This is a genomic window from Amycolatopsis marina (assembly GCF_900111885.1).
Classification (GTDB): domain Bacteria; phylum Actinomycetota; class Actinomycetes; order Mycobacteriales; family Pseudonocardiaceae; genus Amycolatopsis; species Amycolatopsis marina.
Window position 1 is genome coordinate 88,320 of sequence record NZ_FOKG01000007.1, and the last position, 21,375, is coordinate 109,694.

General features: G+C 69.0%; 15 protein-coding genes and 1 tRNA gene. 12 read left to right on the forward strand and 4 right to left on the reverse strand.

Annotation, left to right across the window (positions count from 1 at the left end):
• Window positions 1–15 precede the first annotated feature (15 nt).
• On the forward strand, window positions 16–534 hold the full coding sequence (locus BM199_RS13365; RefSeq protein WP_091673390.1) for a PadR family transcriptional regulator: 519 nt from the start codon (window positions 16–18) through the stop codon (window positions 532–534).
• The gene (locus tag BM199_RS13370) at window positions 531–1,310 is read left to right on the forward strand and encodes an alpha/beta fold hydrolase (RefSeq protein WP_091673391.1); all 780 of its coding nucleotides are present in this window, start codon (window positions 531–533) and stop codon (window positions 1,308–1,310) included. The genes BM199_RS13365 and BM199_RS13370 overlap by 4 nt, the downstream gene beginning before the upstream one ends.
• A 751-nt stretch (window positions 1,311–2,061) precedes the next feature.
• Here BM199_RS13370 and BM199_RS13375 read toward each other — a convergent pair.
• From BM199_RS13375 to BM199_RS13385, 3 genes are all read right to left on the reverse strand, one after another.
• A tRNA-Arg gene (locus BM199_RS13375) sits at window positions 2,062–2,135 on the reverse strand.
• A gap of 325 nt (window positions 2,136–2,460) precedes the next feature.
• Window positions 2,461–2,865, reverse strand: a complete 405-nt coding sequence (locus BM199_RS13380) for a peptidase inhibitor family I36 protein (RefSeq protein WP_091673393.1) — start codon at window positions 2,863–2,865, stop codon at window positions 2,461–2,463.
• Between the two features lie 184 nt (window positions 2,866–3,049).
• Entirely contained in the window at window positions 3,050–4,102 is a 1,053-nt protein-coding gene (locus BM199_RS13385) for a LacI family DNA-binding transcriptional regulator (RefSeq protein WP_091673394.1), read from the reverse strand.
• Between the two features lie 164 nt (window positions 4,103–4,266).
• Here BM199_RS13385 and BM199_RS13390 point away from each other — a divergent pair, with 164 nt between their 5' ends.
• From BM199_RS13390 to BM199_RS13430, 9 genes are all read left to right on the forward strand, one after another.
• Window positions 4,267–5,478 carry an MFS transporter gene (locus BM199_RS13390; protein ID WP_245788337.1) on the forward strand — a complete coding sequence of 404 codons (1,212 nt, stop codon included), beginning with the start codon at window positions 4,267–4,269 and terminating at the stop codon, window positions 5,476–5,478.
• A 1-nt stretch (window position 5,479) separates the two neighbouring features.
• Window positions 5,480–7,507, forward strand: a complete 2,028-nt coding sequence (locus BM199_RS13395; RefSeq protein WP_245788338.1) for a bifunctional copper resistance protein CopD/cytochrome c oxidase assembly protein — start codon at window positions 5,480–5,482, stop codon at window positions 7,505–7,507.
• Between the two features lie 196 nt (window positions 7,508–7,703).
• Window positions 7,704–8,123 (forward strand): single-stranded DNA-binding protein, encoded by a 420-nt coding sequence (locus BM199_RS13400; protein WP_091673398.1) that lies wholly within the window; start codon window positions 7,704–7,706, stop codon window positions 8,121–8,123.
• Window positions 8,124–8,322: 199 nt separating this feature from the next.
• Complete coding sequence (gene ettA / locus BM199_RS13405; RefSeq protein WP_091673399.1) at window positions 8,323–9,999, forward strand: energy-dependent translational throttle protein EttA; 1,677 nt, start codon at window positions 8,323–8,325, stop codon at window positions 9,997–9,999.
• A 66-nt stretch (window positions 10,000–10,065) separates the two neighbouring features.
• Complete coding sequence (locus BM199_RS13410; RefSeq protein ID WP_245788339.1) at window positions 10,066–12,489, forward strand: hypothetical protein; 2,424 nt, start codon at window positions 10,066–10,068, stop codon at window positions 12,487–12,489.
• 146 nt (window positions 12,490–12,635) lie between these two features.
• A complete protein-coding gene (locus BM199_RS13415) occupies window positions 12,636–17,612 on the forward strand; it encodes an NAD-glutamate dehydrogenase (RefSeq protein WP_091673401.1) in 4,977 nt (1,658 codons plus the stop codon).
• A 41-nt stretch (window positions 17,613–17,653) separates the two neighbouring features.
• Window positions 17,654–18,049: an acyl-CoA thioesterase gene (locus tag BM199_RS13420; protein WP_091673403.1), complete on the forward strand. Its 396-nt coding sequence runs from the start codon at window positions 17,654–17,656 to the stop codon at window positions 18,047–18,049.
• Window positions 18,042–18,677, forward strand: a complete 636-nt coding sequence (locus BM199_RS13425) for a DUF8010 domain-containing protein (protein ID WP_091673404.1) — start codon at window positions 18,042–18,044, stop codon at window positions 18,675–18,677. The genes BM199_RS13420 and BM199_RS13425 overlap by 8 nt, the downstream gene beginning before the upstream one ends.
• Window positions 18,678–18,729: 52 nt before the next feature.
• Complete coding sequence (locus BM199_RS13430; RefSeq protein ID WP_091673406.1) at window positions 18,730–19,071, forward strand: hypothetical protein; 342 nt, start codon at window positions 18,730–18,732, stop codon at window positions 19,069–19,071.
• Between the two features lie 23 nt (window positions 19,072–19,094).
• Here the strand turns inward: BM199_RS13430 and BM199_RS13435 are convergent, their stop codons facing one another.
• The gene (locus BM199_RS13435) at window positions 19,095–19,742 is read right to left on the reverse strand and encodes a DUF305 domain-containing protein (protein WP_091673721.1); all 648 of its coding nucleotides are present in this window, start codon (window positions 19,740–19,742) and stop codon (window positions 19,095–19,097) included.
• 143 nt (window positions 19,743–19,885) lie between these two features.
• Here BM199_RS13435 and BM199_RS13440 point away from each other — a divergent pair, with 143 nt between their 5' ends.
• The gene (locus BM199_RS13440) at window positions 19,886–21,340 is read left to right on the forward strand and encodes an LVIVD repeat-containing protein (protein ID WP_177242613.1); all 1,455 of its coding nucleotides are present in this window, start codon (window positions 19,886–19,888) and stop codon (window positions 21,338–21,340) included.
• The last annotated feature ends 35 nt before the right edge of the window (window positions 21,341–21,375 follow it).

Below are 21,375 nucleotides of genomic sequence, written 5' to 3' on the forward strand. Positions count from 1 at the left end.
TGTCTACTAGTTCGAGTGATTCTCGGACGCATAATCCTGGGGCTGCTCGCCATCGCACCCATGACCGGATACGACCTCAAGCGGCATTTCGACTCGACCGTGGGGCACTTCTGGGCGGCGGACAAGGCGCAGATCTATCGCACCCTTGCCCGGCTCGTCGATGAGGGGTACGCGGAGGTCGAGACGGTGGCCGGATCGGGGGCACCGGACCGGCAGGAGCACCGCATCACCGCTGCGGGACGGGTGGCTCTCGCCGCGTGGCTCGCGAGCGAGCCGGAGCGGCATGTTGAACGTGACCCGTTCCTCGCGCGGGTGTTCTTCGGTGCCGACCTCGACGATGACGGCCTCCGGTCGCTCTTCGCGCGGCGCCGCGCGGCGGTCCAGGACCAGCTGGCGCGTCTTGAGCAGATGCGAGCCGAGACCACCGCGCTCGACCGCGGCGCCCGGCTGCGTCTTGCCACGCTGGACAACGGCATCGCGCATTTGCGCACCGAGCTCGGCTGGCTGGACGCGGTCGAGGAGGAGGTCGCGTGAACGGCTTTCCCGAGGTGCACCGGCCCGAGACGGATGTGGGCCGTCCACTGGTGCTGCTGCACGGCGGCAACGTCGCGAACTGGATGTGGGAACCGCAGCTGGCCGTGCTGACCGACCGGCTGGTGCTCACGCCGGACCTGCCGGGGTTCGGGGAGCGGGTCCGCGAGGACTGGCCGGGGCTGGATGCGGTGGCCGACGACGTGGTGGCACGAGTGACCGCCCGTGGTGTCGACGGCCCCTTCGATCTCGTCGGGCTCTCCCTGGGGGCGGTGACGGCGGTGCGTGTGTTGGCGAGGCACCCTGACCGGGTGCGCTCGGCGTTCCTCACCGGAGCGCCACTGGTGCGGCCCGGCGCCGGGGTGCGCGTGGTCGCCCGGCTGCAGCTGGCGCTGTGGGGGATGCCGTGGTTCTGGCGCACCCTTGCCGCGGCGATGAGGCTTCCGGAGGATTCTCGCGAGCGGTATGTCACGCACGGCCTTTCGGTCAGTCGCGAGACCGCGTCCGCGATGTTCGCGGATGTGTACGCGGGCGGTGTGCCCGCGGGCGCGGGCGACTACTCCGGTCCACTGCTGGCGATCGCGGGAGAGAAGGAGGACGCGGCGGTGCGCCGCTCCCTGAAGGTGCTCGCCCAGGTCGCGCCGCAGGCACAGTTGCGGTTCGCGTCGGGAATGCACCACGTCTGGAACATCGAAGACGTCAGCCTGTTCAACGAGGTCCTGTGCTCCTGGCTGAACGGGACCACGGACGCGCGTCTCGTCCCGTTGTCCCGGGACTGAGCGGGCCCCGACGCCGAGGTCGCCGGTATCTGCCCGAGGGAGAACGCCCGGTTGTTCGCCGAGGGCATGGTCGAGGCGGGTCGGAGCCGACGGTACTGCTGTCGCGATTGGCGTGAGCGGGTTCGCAGCGGTACGGCGTAGCGGTGTGGGTCGGGCGACATTCCGGCGACATGGCGTCGCTGCGACGGCAGATCAGACATCGGTGGCTTCCGCCGATACGAGATCATCTCCGGATTGCTGCGGTTGCGGGAGACCAACGCGACGGCGATGCTCGAACACTGTGGACAGTGGATGGAGCGCCTCGGTCGGCTCGCCAACTTCGACGCCGACGCACCCCGCCGAAGCAACTGGACAGACAAAGCTGACTGTTCATCGATCGGTGACTGAAGCCGGAGATGCGCCTGCGGCATTGCCGGGTCGGCGGTTTCCGGCCGCGTGCGGGTTTCCGCGGGGAGCCGTGACCGCGTCCACTGTGGACTTAGGCTGAGTGGTACCCGCCGTCCGGCTCCACCGACTCTCGCACGTTCGCGGCAATGCTCGGGGATGCTGAAACGACGTTGCATCGATGCGGAATCGAAACAGAAAACAAGCTCGCTGGACGCGGGTGGATCTGGGTTGGAATGCTCCCCGATCTCGCCCACGGCCGCATCAACGGCACAGCGGGACGCGCTGACCGGATATGGGCCGCTGATGGACCGTCGGCTTGTCCGGGTTCCGGTCAGACCGCCCGAGTGGGCGGTTGACCTGTGTGTGCCCCCGGCAGGACTCGAACCTGCGACCTAGAGATTAGAAGGCTCTTGCTCTATCCAGCTGAGCTACGAGGGCCAGTGCTGCCGACTGCCAGTGGCCATCCGCAAGCCCCTAGTTTAGTCGGCACCAATCAGTTGATCGTCCGGCACCGGCGGATCGTTTCACTCCCCGCTTCCGGATCCGGCGGCCGGCATGTCGCGCCGGGGTACGGCAGCGCTGGATGGTGGTTCCTGCCAGCCTCCGGACCTGGGGAAACCCGCGGACGCGGCGGCTTCGCCCACCGCGTCCGCGGGTGGGACCGTGCTCGGGGACACGATCCCTTTCGGGCCCGTCGGCCGCCTGCGTCGCTTCCCCAGGAGTCGGCGGCGGACCGGCCCGGCTCGTGGGTCGGTCGTCAGGGTCAGTCCCAGATCTGGATGGCCCGGACGGCGAACGGCGCCTGCGGCACGAACGTCCCGTCACCCGGATAGGTGCTGAAGTCGCCCTCGGTGGCGCAGTCACGATCCTGATACACGGTCACGTAGCGGTCGGTCCGATTGACGAAGGATTTCGCGTCCATCTCCTCGGGGAGGGCCACGCATTCCTCCGGATTGGTGTTCCGCAGGTCGTGCCGGGCGATCTCCCCGCTGTGGAATTCCTCGCTCCACATGCAGAATTCGCCCTGGGCGCAATCCATTCCGGGAGGGGTGCCCTGCGGCTCCTGCTGTTGCGCGGAGGCCAATCCCGTCCCGGTGAGCAGGGTCAACGCCGTCAGTACGATGACGCACGGCAACCGGTGGCGGAGGGACTTGGTGTGCTGCTTCATCGAATTCTCCCCGTTTTTCCTGTGGTTTCTTCCGCTGCAAGCGGTATGGAAACAACAGTGGCGAACGAGGAAGGAAATGTCATCCCGCAAAAATACTTCTGTGGATAAGTAGTCTCGCCGCACTCGCCAGGGTGGGAACTGTCCACAGTTCGGTGGAAATGGTTGTGCCGTTGGCGGAAGGATGCTATTTCGACGCCCGCCCGGTGGAGGCGCGCACCACGAGTTCCACATCGAGCACCGTTGGCTTCGGCAGCGCCCGGCCCGCGAGCAGGTCGAGGCAGAGCCGCCCGGCCGTCCTGCCCTTGTCCACGAGATCCTGGCGGACGGTTGTGAGGGCGGGCTCGGACCACCGTGCGGGCGGCGTGTCGTCGAATCCGGCCACCGAGAGGTGCGCGGGGACGGAGAGTCCACGCTCCCTCGCCACAGCCAGGGCGGCCAGTGCCAGTTCGTCCGACATGCACAACAGGGCCGTCGGGCGCGGTTGCGTCGCCAGTAGCGCCGCGGCGCCGCTCATCGCCTGTTCCCTGGACAGACCCGAGGTCTCCCAGATGGGCACGTCGGTCGCGGGCACGCCCGCGGCCGCCAGCGTCTCCAGGTATCCGGCGAGCCGTTCCCGGTTGTCCCGGAACCGAGACCGCATCGCTTCCCGCGTGGTCAACGGCCCCCCTCGCGGCGTCGAAAGGCACTGGGCCGACAGGATCCCGAATCGCCGATGCCCCAGCTCCAGCAGGTGGCGGGCCGCCGCGACAGCGCCACCTCTGTCGTCGATCCCGACCCGCGCGGAGCCCGGCACGACGGGTTGGTCGATGACGACCAGCGGCAGCGCTCGTTCCCGGACCGCGCGCAGCGCCGGTGCGCCGTCCGCCAGCGAGTAGGCCACCGCGAGGTCCGCCTGCGCGGCCAGTACTCGTTCTGCGCGCGGGCCGCCGTCGTCCCCGCCCGGCATGAGCAGCAAAGCGTGCCCTTCCGGGTCCACCTCGGCGGCCAGCGCGTCGAGCGTGATGGACAGGGCCGGATCGGAGAACGCGGCGGACAGCCCGGCATCGAGCATGAAGGCAATAGCGCCGCTGCGGCGGGTGGCGAGACTGCGGGCGGTCGGATTGGGCCCCGGGTATCCCAGCCGCTTCGCGACCCGCAGGATCTCCCGCCGCAGCGGCGCGGACAGCTGGTCCGGGCGGTTGTAGGCGTTGGAGATCGTTGCCCTGGACACCCCGACCGCATCCGCGACGTCGTCCAACGTCGGCCGTCGTCTCGAGTCACCCACCCGCGCAGTCTAGGAGTCGCACGCACAAGCCGGGCTATTTGTGCGCCGCCCGCCGGGCCCGGGCAAAACGGATGGACTTACTGAAGCGCTTAAGACATTCTGTCGAAGTAGATCCACGTCAAATTCTGGGAGGGTTCGTGGACGCACAGCGGCTCGCGGTCACCGTGGTGTTCGCGATCAACGGTGCCGCGCTCGGTTCCTGGGCGCCAAGGGTGCCCGCGCTGGCCGAGCAGATCGGGGCCGAACCCGGCGCGCTCGGCCTCGCCCTGCTCGGCGCGAGCATCGGCATGCTTGTGGCGGCGATGGCGTCGGGCAGGCTGATCGAACGGTTCGGCTCCCGCGCGGTGGTCGCCGTGTCGACCATCGGGGCCAGCCTGGTCCTCCCGGCGATCGGGGCTTCCGGGTCGGTGTTCGCGCTGGGTGTCGCGCTCGCCGGTCTCGGTGTCTCGATGGGCGTGCTCGACGTCGGGATGAACACGGCAGGGGTGGTCGTCGAGCGGCGGCTGAGCAAACCGATCATGGCGACCTTCCACGCGGGCTTCAGCGGGGGAGCGCTGCTCGGTTCGGCCGCCGCGGCGCTGGCCGCGGCCAGCGACTGGACGCCCGCCCGGCACCTCACGGTCGCGGCCGTGGCCGCGCTGGTGGTGCTCGCCCTCGTGATCCGGTCGGTGCCGGGAATCGCCGTCGACACCCGGCGTTCGGCCGAGGCGCCGAGAGCGGGCGGCGCCGCTCCGGCTCGCCGCGTGGCTTTGTGGCTGCTCGCCGTCGTCGCGCTGTGCTCGGCGATCGCGGAGGGCGCGAGTTCGGACTGGTCCGCGCTGCTGCTGGTGAGCGAACAGGGTATGAGCGAGGGCGCGGCCGCGCTCGCCTTCTCCGCGTTCTCGCTCGCCATGGTGGTGGCCCGGCTCGCGGGGGCCTGGGTCCAGGCACGAATCGGCTCGACCCGGCTGCTCGTGGGAGGTGCGTTGTGTGCGGGGATCGGCCTGTGCACCGCCGCGCTGATCCCGGTCCCCACCGCCGGGTTCGCCGGTTTCGTCCTCGCGGGGGCAGGCCTCGCGGCCTCGTTCCCGGTGGCGCTCAGTCTCGCGGGAGAGGCGGGAAAGCGGGCCGACAACAGCGGCGGCGAGCGCGAGCTGGCCTTCGTCACCGCGGTCGCCTACACGGGTTTCCTCGCTGGGCCGCCGGTGATCGGCGGCATCGCGCAGGTGACCTCGCTCTCGGACTCCTTCGTCGTGGTGGGGCTCGTCGCCGCGTTGATCGCTCCCGCCGCGCTGGCCGCCGCCCGCTCGCTGCGCAGGGAGCAGGCAGGGGAGAGGACGGCCACATCGGGGTCCGGCCTACCCTCATGAGGTGCCCACCGACGGATCCGTGACGGCCCGACCACAACGCGACAGGGCGGCGCGGTCCAGTGTCCTGCCGCTGCTCGCGGTCAACGCCGTGCTCGCCGCGGTGCTGGCGGTCGCCCTCGTCGCACTCACCGGCGGAGCCGGTTACGTCATCGCCGGTCTCACCGACCCCGGCGCCGTGACCCGGTACGGCATCACCGTCGTCCGGGTGTTCGCCGAGACCGCCGCCGTGGTGTGCATCGGTTCGCTGCTGCTGGCCGCGTTCCTGGTGCCCCCGCAACGATCGGGTGTGCTCAGCGCCGACGGCTATGCGGCGGTCCGTACGGCGGGTGTCGCGGCGTGGGTGTGGTTCGTGACGGCCGTCGCCTCGACGTTCTTCAGCGCGGCGGACGCGGCGGGCAGGCCCGTGACGGAACTACTCGATCCGCAGCGGCTGCTCAGTTTGGTCGGGGCCATCGAGCAGCCGAAGGCCTGGCTGTTCACCGCGGCCATCGCGTTGCTGCTGGCGCTGGGCTGCAAACTGGTCCTGACCTGGGGCTGGACAGCAGGTTTGTTCCTGCTGGCGGTCGCTGGGCTGATTCCGGTCGCGGTGACCGGGCATTCGGCCAGTGGCGGCTCCCACGATCTGGCCACCAACAGTCTGCTGTTCCACCTCATCGGCGCGGCGTTGTGGGTCGGTGGCCTGCTCGCGTTGCTCGCGCTGGGCTGGCGCAGGGGCAGTCACCTCACACTCGCCGCACGACGGTTCTCCCGGCTCGCCCTTGTCTGCTGGATCGTCATGGCGGTCTCGGGGGTGATCAACGCCCTCGTGCGGGTGACGCCGCAGCACCTGCTCACCACCGACTACGGGCTACTGGTCCTGGGCAAGATCGTCTGCCTGGTCGTGCTGGGCGTGTTCGGGCACCAGCAGCGCAAACGCGGGGTGCGTGATCTGGTCGACGGCGCGGGCGGGGGACAACTGCTCCGGCTCGCCGCGGTGGAGACACTGGTCATGTTCGTGACCATCGGCCTCGCGGCCGCGCTGGCCAGAACACCGCCACCGCAGGAGGTCTACTTCCAGCCGTCGAACACGGAACTGCTCATCGGGTACGTGCTCGACGGCCCGCCCACGCTGCTGCGGCTGCTGTTCGACTGGCGGTTCGACCTGGTGTTCGGCACGATCGCGATCGCCCTCGCCGTGGCGTACCTCGCAGGTGTACGCAGACTGCGGCTGCGTGGGGACGCGTGGCCGGTCGGTCGTACCGTCGCGTGGATCTGCGGATGCGCCGTTCTGCTGATCGCCACCTCGTCCGGGATCGGTCGCTACGCCCCGGCGATGTTCAGCGTGCACATGGGCAACCACATGCTGCTGTCCATGGTCGCGCCGGTGCTGTTCGTGCTCGGCGGTCCGGTGACGCTCGCGCTGCGCGCACTGCCCGCGGCGAGCAGGAAGGAGCCGCCGGGGCCGAGGGAGTGGCTGCTCGCGTTCGTGCATTCGCCCGTCTCCCGTGCGCTGACCAACCCGATCGTCGCGCTCGTGCTGTTCGTCGGCTCGTTCTACGTGCTGTACTTCTCCGGCCTCTTCGACGCCGCGCTGAACTATCACTGGGCACATCTGGCGATGAACGCCCACTTCCTGCTCGTCGGCTACGTCTTCTACTGGCCGGTGATCGGGGTCGACCCGGCCCCGCGCCGGATTCCCCACCTCGGCAAGCTCGGCATGATGTTCGCTTCGATGCCCTTCCACGCGTTCTTCGGCGTGATCCTGATGAGCGATCAGACGGTGATCGGGCAGGACTTCTACCGTTCCCTCGACCTGCCGTGGGTCGGTGATCTGCTCACCGACCAGCGTCTCGGCGGGGGTATCGCATGGGCCTCCGGTGAGCTGCCGGTGCTGCTCGTGCTGATCGCGCTGCTCGTGCAGTGGGCCAGGGCGGACGAGCGCGAGGCGAAACGGTCCGATCGCCGGGCGGACGCCAGCGGGGACGAGGATCTCGCCGCCTACAACGCGATGTTGCGGCAGCTCGCGCAGAAGGGCCGCCCGCGCGACTGAGGCGCCTGGGTCAGGCCGTCGAGTTGTTCAGCACGACGGCGATTGTCCACAGATTCTTCGTGATCTCCCGATTCGCCGTCGCCGCGCGGGACAGTGGTGTGACGAGCGCGAGCATTCAGACACGGACCAGGGAGGGACATTCACACAGGGACCAGTGAATAACCCGACCTTTGAATAAGACACAGGGGGATCGGCAATGGGGGAAACGGTGGTCACGGTCATCGGGACCGTCGTCAGCGAGCTGAGCAGACGCGAACTCTCAAGCGGGGTGTCCGTCACGAGCTTCTGGATGCGCAGCACGGAGCGGCGGCGGGATTCCGGCAGTGGTGCCTGGGTCGACGGCAGGCAGCTCGCGGTCCGGGTGTCGTGCTGGCGGGCACTGGCCGAGAGCGTGCACGGATCTCTGGGCAAGGGCGATCCGGTGATCGTCACCGGCCGGCTGTACACCGGGGACGCCGAGGTGGGCGGACAGTCTCGGGCTGTACCTGAGCTTGAGGCCTTCGCGATGGGCCCGAACCTGAGCCGCTGCAGCGCACTCGTCCGGCGGTCCGGGCCGGGGGCGGCTGGAGTGTCCGAAGCGGCGGTCACCCGGGAAAACAGGGTGGCCGCACCGTGAGGAAACGGTGACGCCGGTGTCTTGATTCATAAGTCGGGTTGTTCACCGCCGACGTGCGGTCGTGCCCGTGCCTCACCTGCAGTCGGCAGCCACGACCACCCTCCGGGCGGCCCCGTCTACCGACTTCTGAACAACCCTCCGGGTACTTCGACGGTGACCGCCGTCAGGGCGTGGACGAGCTCACTCTACGATCGCCAGCATGGCCGAGTTCATCTACACCATGAAAAAGGTGCGCAAGACCGTCGGGGACAAGGTCATCCTTGACGATGTCAGCACCGCGTTCTACCCCGGGGCCAAGATCGGCGTCGTTGGTCCGAACGGTGCCGGTAAGTCCACCGTTCTCAAGATCATGGCGGGGCTCGACCAGCCGAGCAACGGGGAAGCCTTCATCCAGCCTGGTGCGACGGTCGGCATCCTGCTGCAGGAGCCGCCGCTCAACGAGGACAAGACCGTCCGTGGAAACGTCGAGGAAGGCCTTGGTGAGATCAAGGTCAAGCTCGACCGCTTCAACGAGATCGCCGAGCAGCTGGCTACGGACTACAGCGACGCGCTGATGGAGGAGATGGGAAAGCTCCAGGAGGAGCTTGACCACGCTGACGCCTGGGAGCTGGACTCGCAGCTCGAGCAGGCGATGGACGCCCTGCGCTGCCCGCCCGGGGACGAAGAGGTCACGCACCTCTCCGGGGGCGAGCGACGCAGGGTGGCGCTGTGCAAGCTGCTGCTGTCCAAGCCCGATCTGCTGCTGCTGGACGAGCCGACGAACCATCTGGACGCGGAGAGCGTGCTCTGGCTGGAGCAGTTCCTCGCCAACTACCCCGGCGCCGTCCTCGCCGTCACCCACGACAGGTACTTCCTGGACAACGTCGCCGAATGGATCATGGAGCTCGACCGCGGGCGCGTGGTCGGCTACGAGGGCAACTACTCCACGTACCTGGAGAAGAAGCGCGAACGTCTCGAGGTACAGGGAAAGAAGGACGCCAAGCTCGCGAAGCGCCTCAAGAACGAGCTCGACTGGGTACGGTCGAACGCCAAGGCGCGGCAGACGAAGTCGCGCTCCAGGCTGGATCGCTACGAGGAGATGGCGGCGGAGGCCGAGAAGACCAAGAAGCTCGACTTCGAGGAGATCCAGATCCCGCCGGGCCCCCGGCTGGGCAACGTCGTGGTCGAGGTTGCTGACCTGCGCAAGGGCTTCGACGACCGAGTGTTGATCGACGGTCTCTCGTTCGACCTGCCGCGCAACGGCATCGTCGGAGTGATCGGCCCGAACGGTGTCGGTAAGACCACGCTGTTCAAGACCATCGTCGGGCTCGAGGAGCCCGACGACGGATCGGTCAAGATCGGTGACACGGTTAAGCTGTCCTATGTGGACCAGCAGCGGGCGGGGATCGATCCGGCGAAGACGGTCTGGGAGGTCGTGTCGGACAAGCTCGACTACATCCACGTCGGGCAGACCGAGATGCCGTCCCGTGCCTACGTGAGCGCGTTCGGTTTCAAGGGACCAGACCAGCAGAAGCCGGCAGGGGTGCTCTCCGGTGGTGAGCGCAACCGGCTCAACCTGGCGATGACGCTGAAGCAGGGTGGAAACCTGATCCTGCTGGACGAGCCGACCAACGACCTCGACGTCGAGACCCTGGGGTCGCTGGAGAACGCGCTGGAGCTTTTCCCGGGCTGCGCCGTGGTGATTTCGCACGACCGGTGGTTCCTCGACCGCGTCGCCACGCACATCCTTGCTTGGGAAGGCACCGACGAGAACCCGGCAGCCTGGTTCTGGTTCGAGGGCAACTTCGAGGGCTACGAGCGCAACAAGGTCGAGCGGCTGGGTGCGGACGCGGCCCGTCCGCATCGGGTGACTCACCGCAAACTCACCCGTGACTGACGCGATCGTGGTACTCCTGAGCACTGCTGAGTGAGCACGCCGGAGCCAACACTGAGCGGAGTCCCTGTGGTAGCCAGCAAGCACACCGGATCGGGTGCCTACACCGATCGGCGGGTTGACGCATCCGGCGTCGCCGCCGACACGGTGGGTCCCGGGGCTGTGGAGCACCTGCTCGATCAGGCGACTCGGCTCAGGCTCCGGGCTCCGGAGTTGGCTCTGGTACTCGGTGAACGGGCTGCTGCCCTGGCCGAGACGTCCGGATCGAACGAGCTCTGGGTGCGGGCGGAGAGTCTGGTCGTGCTCGCCAGCGTGCGGCTGGGCATGCGGGCGCCGATGGTCGGCAGGGCGGTCGCCGCCCTCCGGGCCGCCGAGGACCTCGGACAGCGTGAGATCGCGGCGCAGCTGCGCACCGACCTCGCACTGAGTGCCCGCAGTGTCGGCCAGCCGCTGACCGGGCTCGCCGCGCTGCGCCCCGCGCTGGCGGTCCAGGGGCTCTCCCCGGCCGTGCGGGCCGCCGCGCTCTGTCAACTGGTGGGCTGCATGGGACAGCTCGGCCGCAAGCCCGAACTGGACCGGGCGCTGCTGGAGGCCGACCGGCTGTGCCAGGCGGACGAGACGTTGGACGACACCACGAGGTTGCTGACCAGGGCGCTGCTCCGAGTGGCGGTGTCCGGGCATCGACGGCGACACGGCGACCTCATGGGTGCCGCCGACGCGGCTCGAACTGGTCTCGGCCTGCTGGATGACCTGCCCGACCAGGGCGCCGACGGCGGCCTGGTCCGGTCCAGGCTGGTACTGGAGCTTGTCTGCGCGCTGCTCGACCGCGGCAACACCGGCACCGCGCTCGAACTCGCGCAGCCGATTCTCAGCGAACCCCACCGCGCCGCCGTCGTGGCTCCCGCGGGCTGGCTCCGGCTCGCGGTGGCCACCAGGGTGTACCTACCGGCAGGTTCGGGGGACGCCGCGACCAGGCTCCTGAGCGATGCGGTGCACAGCACAGAACGACACGGGCTGCACGCCCTCACCGCCCGGTTGTGGTTCGAACTCGCCAACGTCGAGGAACAACTCGACCGCCCCGCCGAGGCGATCCGCTGCCTGCACCGGTCGCGGGCCGCCGAGTACGTCCACGGCAGGGCACGCAGGCAGGCCTGCGCCCTGCTCACCGGCGAGTTCGGGACGGGTGAGCAGCAGCCGATAGATCTTGACGAACTGATCGCACCCGCTCAGCAGCAGTCCGGGGCGCGATCAGCGCGGCCGGACGCGGTGTCCGCCGGATGGGAGCGGGCGCGGGCCGCCACGCCGGTACTGGCGCTGGCTCCGAAACCAAAACCGGACCCGGCACCGGCCGTCGTCCGGGAGCCGGAGCCCGAGCCGCGGTCCGAGCCCGGACCGGCACCGCAGGAGGAGCACCGGTACCGGCTGGCCCCGCAATCCTGGCGGGACAACGGGCACAGCGCGAAACGCACCGAGGCGGGCCGGAGCTCCGGAGGTCGGCGCCGGTCGACCGACGGCGACGAGGAGCGCTCCGCGTCGTCGTCGCCGGCGGGCGAGGCGCGAACGCGGCACGACTCGGAGCACGGTTCGGTCGCTGCCAGGTCGGTACTGGACCGCCTCGGCATCTCCGCGGGCGGGCAAGGGGGGCGCCGCCGCGCTGCGGGAGAAGAGGACCTCATGGGCCGGGACACCCGCGACAGCTCACCGACCGCCGACTCGGCGGCACACACCCCGGACCCGGAGAACCCACCGCAGTCGCCCGCGTCCGAGACATCGTCGATGTCGGCACTCTCGGCGTTGTCGGCGTTGTCGGCGCTGTCGGAGTCCGCGCTGGCGGCGCTGTCCGACTCGCCAGCGCCGTGGGCCCCGCCATCGCCCCCGCCTTCGGCGGACCGGCCGACCGGCAGGCGGCGGCGTGCCGAGAACAGCGAGACGCCGAAGGGGCTCGCGGGTCAGGAGACCGCCCCGTCAACGGACACCGGGTACTCGACGGAGTCCCGTGAGACGGCCGAGCCGTCACCGGCACCGGACGCAGGCGAATGGCTGCCCCGGCTACGGCTACCGCCGTCCCTTGCTCCGATGGAGGACCTCGGTGCGGCCCTCTCGTCCGCGTACGCCGACGATCCGCTCGATTCCGGGAGCGCTGGCGACACTCGTGCCGCTGACCGTGACGACTACGACAATTCCGATGATCTCGGTCACGATTCGCGTCCCGACCTCGCCGCAGGCCACCCGAACGGGACCTACAGCACCTCGTTCACCAGCGCCTATGACGACAACTCGTTCGACCGTGGCCCGTACAACTCCTACGAAGCCGTCGTCCCGTCCGAGGAACCGCCGCCAGGCGCCGGGCTCGCGGAGTTGCTGGCCAGGGCGCTGGCCGAGCATCAGGCCGGTACCTCGAGCGCCGCGGCACTGGTCAAACGCCTCGGATCGCACCAGGACGAACCCGGCGAGGCACGCCGGGTCAACGGCCGGCACCGCGACGACGACTGAGTGAACACACGGTCTTCCGATATCCGGTGTGCTGGTGGGAAACCCGGCGAAGTCGTAGCCGGGTGCGTAATTTGGTGTCCTGTAACCGCGTTAGGGTGAGCCCGAACCGGCACATTGTGGTGCCAGGAAGTGGAGAGTTGCCTGACATGAGCTCGACTGGAGTGTCGTCCCGCCCTGCCAAGGACGCTGGGGACCAGGACGAGACGACGCAGCAACGGCCAAGGAGCCCGGAACAGGTCCGGGACGAGCTGGTCGAGGCGGCAGCCGCGCACGCACCCGAGATCGGTGACCTGATCCGTCTCTACTACCGGCACATTCCGGCTGAGGAGATTCTGGACGATCACCCGCAGGAACTGGTCGGCGCCGTGCGCTCGCACCAGGACTTCGCCCAGGAGCGGGTGCCAGGACGGCCCAAGGTCCGGCTGGTCAATCCCACGAACTCCGCGGACGGGTGGACGCGCGAGGCCACCGTGGTCCAGCTCGTCACGGACGACATGCCCTATCTGGTCGACTCGATCGTCGCGCAGCTGTCGCGCTCCGGCATGCAGGTGCAGCGCATCGTCCACCCCATCGTCGTGGTGACCCGCGATCTGACCGGCAACCTGCGCGAGATCCACCCAACGGCGGACGTCGCCGACCCGCCGCAGGACTCGTCCATCGAGTCCTGGATGTACCTGGAGATCGACAGGATCACCGACCCCGAGCGGGCGCGGGAACTCGAGACCCGCCTGACCTCCGTCCTCGGTGATGTGCGTGAGGTCGTCGAGGACACCGAGAAGATGGTCGAGACGGCGCAGGGTATCGCGGCGAGTCTGGACTCCTCACCGCCGCCGTTGTCGGCCGACGAGGTGTGCTCGGGGGCCGAGCTGCTGCGCTGGCTCGCGGCAGGCCATTTCACGTTCCTCGGCTACCGGTACTACGAGCTGATCCGGGAGTCCGAAAGCGGCGAGGAGGTGCCTGCCCTGCGCGCCGCGCTCGCTTCGGGGCTTGGCGTGCTGCGCCAGGACAGCCTGGCCGCCCGCAGTCTGACCGCGGGGCCCGATGCCGCCGAGAAGGCGCTCGCACCCGAGCTGCTGGTCCTCACGCAGGCCAGTGCTCCCTCCACCGTGCACCGCCCGATCTATCCCTACTACGTGGGCGTCAAGACTTTCGACGAACACGGCGAGGTCACCGGCGAGCACCGCTTCCTCGGCATGTTCACGACCACGGCGCTGCACGAGGACGTGCTGGACATCCCGGTGGTGCAGAGCCGCGTCCGCGAGGTCATCCACCGTGCCGGCTTCCCCATGGAGTCCTACTCCGGGCAGCGGATGCTCGAGGTACTGCAGAACTGGCCGAGGGCGGATCTGTTCTCGGCCGACACGGACTCGCTGTACGCCACCGCGACCGGGGCCATCACGCTCGCCGACCGGCGCAGGCTCCGCCTGTTCCTGCGGCCGGATCCCTACGGCCGGTTCTTCTCCTGCCTGGTCTTCCTGCCCAGGGACCGCTACACGACCCGGTCCAGGCTGCGGATGCAGGAGGTGCTGCTGCAGGAACTCGAAGGCACGCACCTCGAGTACGGCACCAGGCTCGGTGAGACCGTCCTCGCGCAGGTCCACTTCACCGTGCACACCGATCCCGCGCGCCGGGTGGAGCCCGACACGCTGCGGATCCAGGAGCGGCTCAACGAGGCCGTGCGCGGGTGGGACGACCGGATGGTCGAGGCGATCCTCGCCGAGCGCAGGGGGGCCGCCCAGAGCGCGGCCGCGATCGGTGAGGAGTCGGCCAGCGAGCTGGGCCAGCGGTACGCCGGGGTGTTCCCCGAGGCCTACAAGGAGGACTTCGACGCGGCGGAGGCGCTCGCCGATCTGCGCAAGCTGGAGTCGCTGAGCGAGCAGGGCGATCTGGCGATGTCGTTCTACCTGCCGGACGGCGCCGAGGCGGGGGAGCGGCGGTTCAAGCTGTATCTGCTCGGTGAGGGCGTCACTCTGTCGAAGGTGTTGCCCGTGCTGCAGTGCATGGGCGTCGAGGTCGTCGACGAGCGGCCCTACGAACTGAACCGCGAGGACGGCAGGCGCTCCTGGATCTACGACTTCGGCCTGCGGATCGAGCAGCGCGTGCTCGACGAGATCACCGAGCACGCGACGATGGATCTGCAGCAGCGGTTCCAGGAAGCGTTCGGCGCCGCCTGGTACGGCGACTGCGAAGTCGACGGCTTCAACGGTCTCGTGCTGCGCGCGGGGCTGAGCTGGCGACAGGCGGCCGTGCTGCGGGCCTACTCCCGATACCTGCGGCAGGCGGGCAGTCCGTACTCGCAGGAGTACATCGAGAACGCCGTGCTCGCGCACACCGACATCGCCACCGCCCTCGTGCGCCTGTTCGAGACCAGGTTCGACCTCTCGACCCAGGCCGCGCAGCGGGAGGAGCAGGTGGCCACCCAGGTCGCGGAGATCAACGCCAGGATCGACGGGGTCACCAGCCTCGACGAGGACCGGATCCTGCGCAGGCTGACCGCGGTCATCGTTGCCACGCTGCGCACGAACTACCGGGTGACCGACGACCAGGGCAACCGGCGGCCGTACCTGGCCATCAAGCTCGATCCCGCGTCTGTGCCCGATCTGCCGGAGCCGCGGCCGAAGTTCGAGGTGTTCGTCTACTCGCCGCGCGTGGAAGGCGTGCATCTGCGCTTCGGCGCGGTGGCCAGGGGCGGTCTGCGCTGGTCCGACCGCAGGGAGGACTTCCGCACCGAGATCCTCGGGCTGGTGAAGGCACAAGCGGTGAAGAACGCCGTGATCGTGCCGGTCGGCGCCAAGGGCGGTTTCGTGGTCAAGCGGCCACCGGTCCTGACCGGTGACGCGGGCCTGGACCGGGACGCCGGGCTCAACGAGGGCATCGCCTGCTACACGATGTTCATCTCGGGGCTGCTCGACCTCACCGACAACCTCGTCGACGGTGCGATCGTGCCGGCACCGGACGTCGTGCGCTACGACGGTGACGACACCTACCTCGTCGTGGCGGCCGACAAGGGCACGGCGTCGTTCTCCGACATCGCAAACGCCGTATCGGCGAGTTACGGCTTCTGGCTCGGCGACGCGTTCGCCTCAGGAGGCTCGGTCGGCTACGACCACAAGGCGATGGGGATCACCGCCCGCGGTGCGTGGGAGAGCGTGAAGCGGCACTTCCGCGAACTCGGTGTGGACACCCAGAGCCAGGACTTCACCGTCGCGGGCATTGGCGACATGGGCGGCGACGTCTTCGGCAACGGCATGCTGCTCTCCGAGCACATCCGGCTGGTGGCGGCGTTCAACCACCTGCACATCTTCCTCGACCCGGAGCCGGATCCGGCTGCCTCGTTCGCCGAGCGCAGGCGCCTTTTCGAGCTGCCTCGCTCGTCGTGGGACGACTACGACCGCTCGCTGATCAGCAAGGGTGGCGGCATCTACTCGCGCAGCGCGAAGACGATTCCGATCAGCCCGCAGGTCAGGGCGGCCCTCGGGCTCGCCGACGACGTGGTGAAGCTGTCACCCGCCGAACTGGTGCACGCCATCCTGCTTGCTCCGGTCGACCTGTTGTGGAACGGCGGTATCGGCACCTACGTCAAGGCCGAGTCGGAGACCCACGCCGACGCGGGCGACAAGGCCAACGACGCCGTTCGGGTGGACGGGGCCGAGCTCAGGGTGAAGGTGGTCGGCGAGGGCGGGAACCTCGGCCTCACCCAGCTCGGACGGATCGAGTTCGCCCGTTCCGGCGGCAAGATCAACACCGATGCGCTGGACAACTCGGCGGGCGTCGACTGCTCCGACCACGAGGTCAACATCAAGATCATGCTCGACCAGCTGGTGAGTTCAGGGGAGCTGGAACGGGAACAGCGCAACGCGCTGCTGGAGGAGATGACCGACGAGGTCGCCGATCTCGTGCTGGCCGACAACCAGCGGCAGAACGCCGTGCTCGGGATCAGCAGGGCGCACGCGGCCCCGATGCTCACGGTGCACCAGCGGCTGGTCGCCGCACTGGAGCGGAAGGGTGCGCTGGACCGCGAGCTGGAGGCGCTGCCGAGTGCGGCCCAGTTCAAGGCGCTGGACAAGGCGGGCGAGGGGCTGTCGTCGCCGGAGCTGGCCACGCTGCTCGCGCACGTGAAGCTCGACCTGAAGGACGAGCTGCTCGACAGCGAACTGCCCGACGCCGAGGTGTTCGCCCGCAGGCTGGGGGAGTACTTCCCGCAACCGCTGCGCGAGCGGTTCCCCGGCGCCATCGGGGATCACCCGCTGCACCGCCAGATCATCACCACGCTGATCGTCAACGAGGTGGTCGACGGCGCGGGAATCTCGTTCGCGTTCCGGCTCAGCGAGGAGATGAACGCGACCGCGACCGACGCCGTGCGGGCCTTCGCGGTGGTGACCAGCGTGTACGACCTGCCCTCTCTGTGGTCGACGATCGGCGCCCTGGACAACGTGGTGGCGACCGAGGTCGCCGACGAGTTGGTGCTGGAGACGCGGCGGGTGCTCGACCGGGCCGCGCGGTGGTTCCTCACCAACCGGCCCCAGCCACTGGCGGTCGGCGCCGAGATCAGCAGGTTCGGCCGGACCGTCGGTCAGCTCATGCCGCGACTGCCCGACCTGCTCCGCGGCCGCGAGGCCGAGTCGGTGCAGGGCAAGGCCGAGGACCTGATCGGCAAGGGGGTCCCGATGGACGTGGCCAACCGCGTCGCCGGGCTGCTGCACACCTACGGCCTGCTCGATGTCACCGAGGTCGCCGAACTGGCGGAACGGGAGGCCGGCCTGGACGCGCAACGCAGCCCGAACGAGACCGCCGAACTGTACTACGCCCTGTCCGACCACCTCGGGATCGACAAGATGCTCACGTCGGTGAGTGCGCTGGAGCGGGGCAACCGCTGGCACGCACTGGCCCGGCTGGCCCTGCGGGACGACCTGTACTCGTCCCTGCGGGCGATCACGCTGGACGCACTGCAGCACAGCGATCCGGGGGACAGCGTCGACGACAAGATCGGGCAGTGGGAGCAGGCGAACTCCTCGCGCCTCGCGCGGGCCAGGGTCTCCCTCGAGGAGATCGACCGGTCCGGCAGGCTCGACCTGGCGACACTGTCGGTGGCTGCCCGCCAGATTCGCAGTACGGTCCGCTAGTGCCCGGATATGTCACGACGGTCCAGCCTCGTTGGTCCGATATGGACGTGTTCAGGCACGTCAACCACGCGAACATGGTGACGCTGCTGGAGGAGGCGAGGGTTCCGCTGCTCTTCGGCGACAACGCGGACCCTGGCCTGCCCGGGTTCGCCGAGGGTATCGTCGTGGTTCGGCTTTCGGTCGACTACCGCGCTCCGGTCGTCGTCCGGGGTGCCGGACTGCGGGTAAAGATCTCGTTGCGCGAGTTGCGGTTCGCCTCGTTCACGCTCGACTACGAAGTCCGTGATGGACTATCTGAAAAGGACATTTTGGCGGTGAGTGCGCAGACAACTCTCGCGCCCTACGACGTGCGCACCGGGCGCCCGCGCAGGCTCAGTGAGGACGAACGCGAGTTTCTCCGGAAACGGCTGGACGGATCAGGTGGTTCCGATGCCTGAGCTGCACATCCCGGATCCGGCTGAGCGCGACACGCTGGCCGCGTTCGTGGCGCGCGCCGTGCGGTTGGACGGGCAGAGTGCGATCCGGCTGCGTGAACGTGGCCGGGGCAGGCTGGAAGCGTGGGTGGCGACTCCCTTCGAGGTGCTGGTCACCCGGTCCGTCGAGGGGGAGGTCAGTCCTGCCGACGTGACCGTGTCCGGGAACGAGCTTCTCGCCGCGCTGACCGTCGCCGGCGGCGCGCGGATGGATCCCGGCCCCGCCCGCGACCTGTTGTGGCAGTCCGAACTGCCCGCGTCCACGGCATGGCGGGCGGTGGACGAACTGCCCGCCACGGTCGTCGCCGACCTCACCGACCGCGGGGTGACGCTGGCGCGGGAACACGTCGGCCCCCATGGCACCCCGCCCGCGTCGCTGATGGACCAGACCGTGCTCACCGTGTCCGGGGACGACGTCGAGATCAAGGTGCCGATGCGGTGCTTGTTCGCGTTGTCCGGCATGGGCTTCGTGGATTCCTCCGTGCCCGGTGACGTGGTGCGGGTGACCGCGACCGACTCCTGGATGCGCCTGGACGCCAGGTACGGCGCCGTTCTTCGCCGCCGGCACGCCCTGTTGCCGCTATTGTTCTGACGAACCGAGCTCCGGGACGACGCCGGGCGCGGAATCGACCGGGAGGCAGCAGATGCCGGCTGACGAGGGACACCAGGGGGAGCGGGGCCCCGACGAGGACCCGACCGCGGACTTTCTCGCCTCGGTGCGGCCGGAGGACACGCCATGGCGCGTGGACCGCCCGGTGGGTGGGCAGGACGACGATGAGCAGATCGTCGCCGCCGACCCGAATCCGGAGAAGTGGCAACGAGCTCGCGCGGTGGCCCGCTCCGCCGGACAGGCCGCCCCGTACGTCCAGGGCGCGGCATTCGGCGCGCTTGCCGCCGGTGCGCTTGCCGAAGCACGAGCGGACGACTCCGGACAGGAGAGCGACGGCGGGTTCGACGTGGGCGGGATGGACGCGGGCGGGGGCTGAGTCCGCTCCTTCGCCTGCCGTCATTACTGCCGCATCGCCCGCATCCGCTCGATCTCGGCCATCTGCCCCGCGATGACGTCCTGAGCCATCTCGATCGCCCGCGTCTGTATGCCGTCGGCGAGTTCCTGCTCGGCCATGGTGAGCGCACCCTCGTGATGGGCGATCATGAGATCGAGGAACAGGCGGTCGAACTCGGCCCCGCTCGCGGCCCGCAACGCGTTCAGTTGCTCCGGGGTGGCCATTCCCGGCATCAGTTCGTGCGCGTGCGCGCCGTGTTCACCATGCGCGCCGTGCCCGCCCTGCGCATCGTGCCGGGACAGCCAGTCGCGCATCATCGCGATCTCCCCCTGCTGCGCGTCCGCGATCCGCCCTGCGAGGGCGTGTACTCGCTGGTCGGTTGCCCGCTGCGCGACGAGTTCGGTCATCGTGAGCGCCTGCTCGTGGTGCGGGATCATCATCGTCACGTAGCGGATGTCGGCCTCGGTGGCGGCGTCCTGCCGCTCGGCGCCCTGTCCCGGCACGGTGGTGAGCCGTGCTTGCTCGCCGGGAGCTCCGGGGACCAGCACCGGTGCGGGCGGCTCGGGGGACGGCTCGGGTTCGGACCCGGTGCAGCCGCCGAGCGCCAGTACGGCAAGGCAGCCCAATGCCGTGACAGGGGCGGAGAATCGCATGCGGTCAGCGAACAGCGCTGGACCGGTGAAAGTCAATCAGTGGTGTCCCGGAGTCCGCCGGGATACCCCCATTCGTCGCTTTCCTCCGCATCCCGTACCCGGAATACTCGGCCCGACGGTCCGGTCGAGAGGAGTCAGCCATCGTGAGCGACGTTCGTAGGACTCACCGACTTTCCCGTGCGTTTCTCGCGGCCGTCGCTGCCTCGGGGTTGTTCGTGTCCGGGGTGGTCGGCGCTCCTGCCGTTACGGCTGAGCCGGAGCGCACCAGCGCCGCCGACGGCATTCCCGGCGTGGACGAGATCGTGCACAGTCCCAACCTGCGCCAGATCGCACACCTGCCGAAGCAGCCTCCGTTCGACCACGCTGACGCGGTCGGGACCGACATCGCGTTCACCGGCGGGCACGCCATCGTCGGGAACTACGACGGCTTCGTCATCTACGACGTGCGTATCCCGTTCCGGCCCCGCATTGTCAGCCAGGTCCTCTGCCCAGGTGGGCAGAACGATGTCTCCGTGCACGGTGACCTGCTGTTCCTCTCCACGGATTACCCGCGGAGCAACGACTCCTGCACCAGCGAGCCCGTCCCCGGATCGACCCCGGCCGCGTGGGAGGGGATCAAGATCTTCGACATCAGCGATCTCTCCGCACCGCGGTACGTGTCCTCCATCCGCACCGAGTGCGGCTCGCACACCAACAGCTTCGTCCCAGGCAAGCGCGGGACGGTCTACATCTACGTGTCGTCCTACTCGCCAGCGCCGCAGTTGCCGAACTGCCAGCCGCCACACGACAAGATCTCCATCATCGAGGTGTCGTTGCGCGCGCCGGAGCGGGCAAAGGTGGTCGCGACGCCGGTGCTCTTTCCCGACGGCGGCAACGCCGGCGGCACAAATCCCGACGGCACGCGACGCGCACCCACCACCGGGTGCCACGACCTGACCGCGTACCCGACCAAGGATCTGATGGCCGGGGCGTGCATGGGCGACGGCGTGCTGATCGACATCAAGGACCGGCTCAGGCCAAGGGTCATCGAGCGGGTCCAGGACAACGTCAATTTCGCCTTCTGGCACAGCGCCACCTTCAACAACGAGGGCACGAAGGTCGTCTTCACCGACGAACTCGGCGGTGGTGGGCTCGCGACCTGCAACGAGACGTTCGGTCCCACACGGGGTGCCGACGGCATCTACGACATCGTCGGACGCGGAGACCACCGGAAGCTGAAGTTCCGCAGCTACTTCAAGATCCCGCGGCACCAGGCGGACACCGAGAACTGTGTGGCGCACAACGGATCGTTGATCCCGGTTCGCGGTCGCGACATCATGGTCCAGTCCTGGTACCAGGGCGGCATCTCGGTGTGGGACTTCACCGACTCGGCCAATCCGAAGGAGATCGCCTACTGGGAGCGTGGCCCGCTGTCGGAGACCGAACGGGTGGGCGGCGGTTCCTGGTCGGCCTACTACTACAACGGCTTCATCTACTCCTCAGACCTGACCAAGGGCCTCGACGTCCTGTCGATCCACGACCCGAGGACAGCTCGGGCGAGAGCCGTCCGCTACGACGAGTTCAACCCGCAGAGCCAGCCGCACTACGGGAGGCGCTGACGGGGGCCGGGTGATCCGGTTTGCCCTGTCAGCAC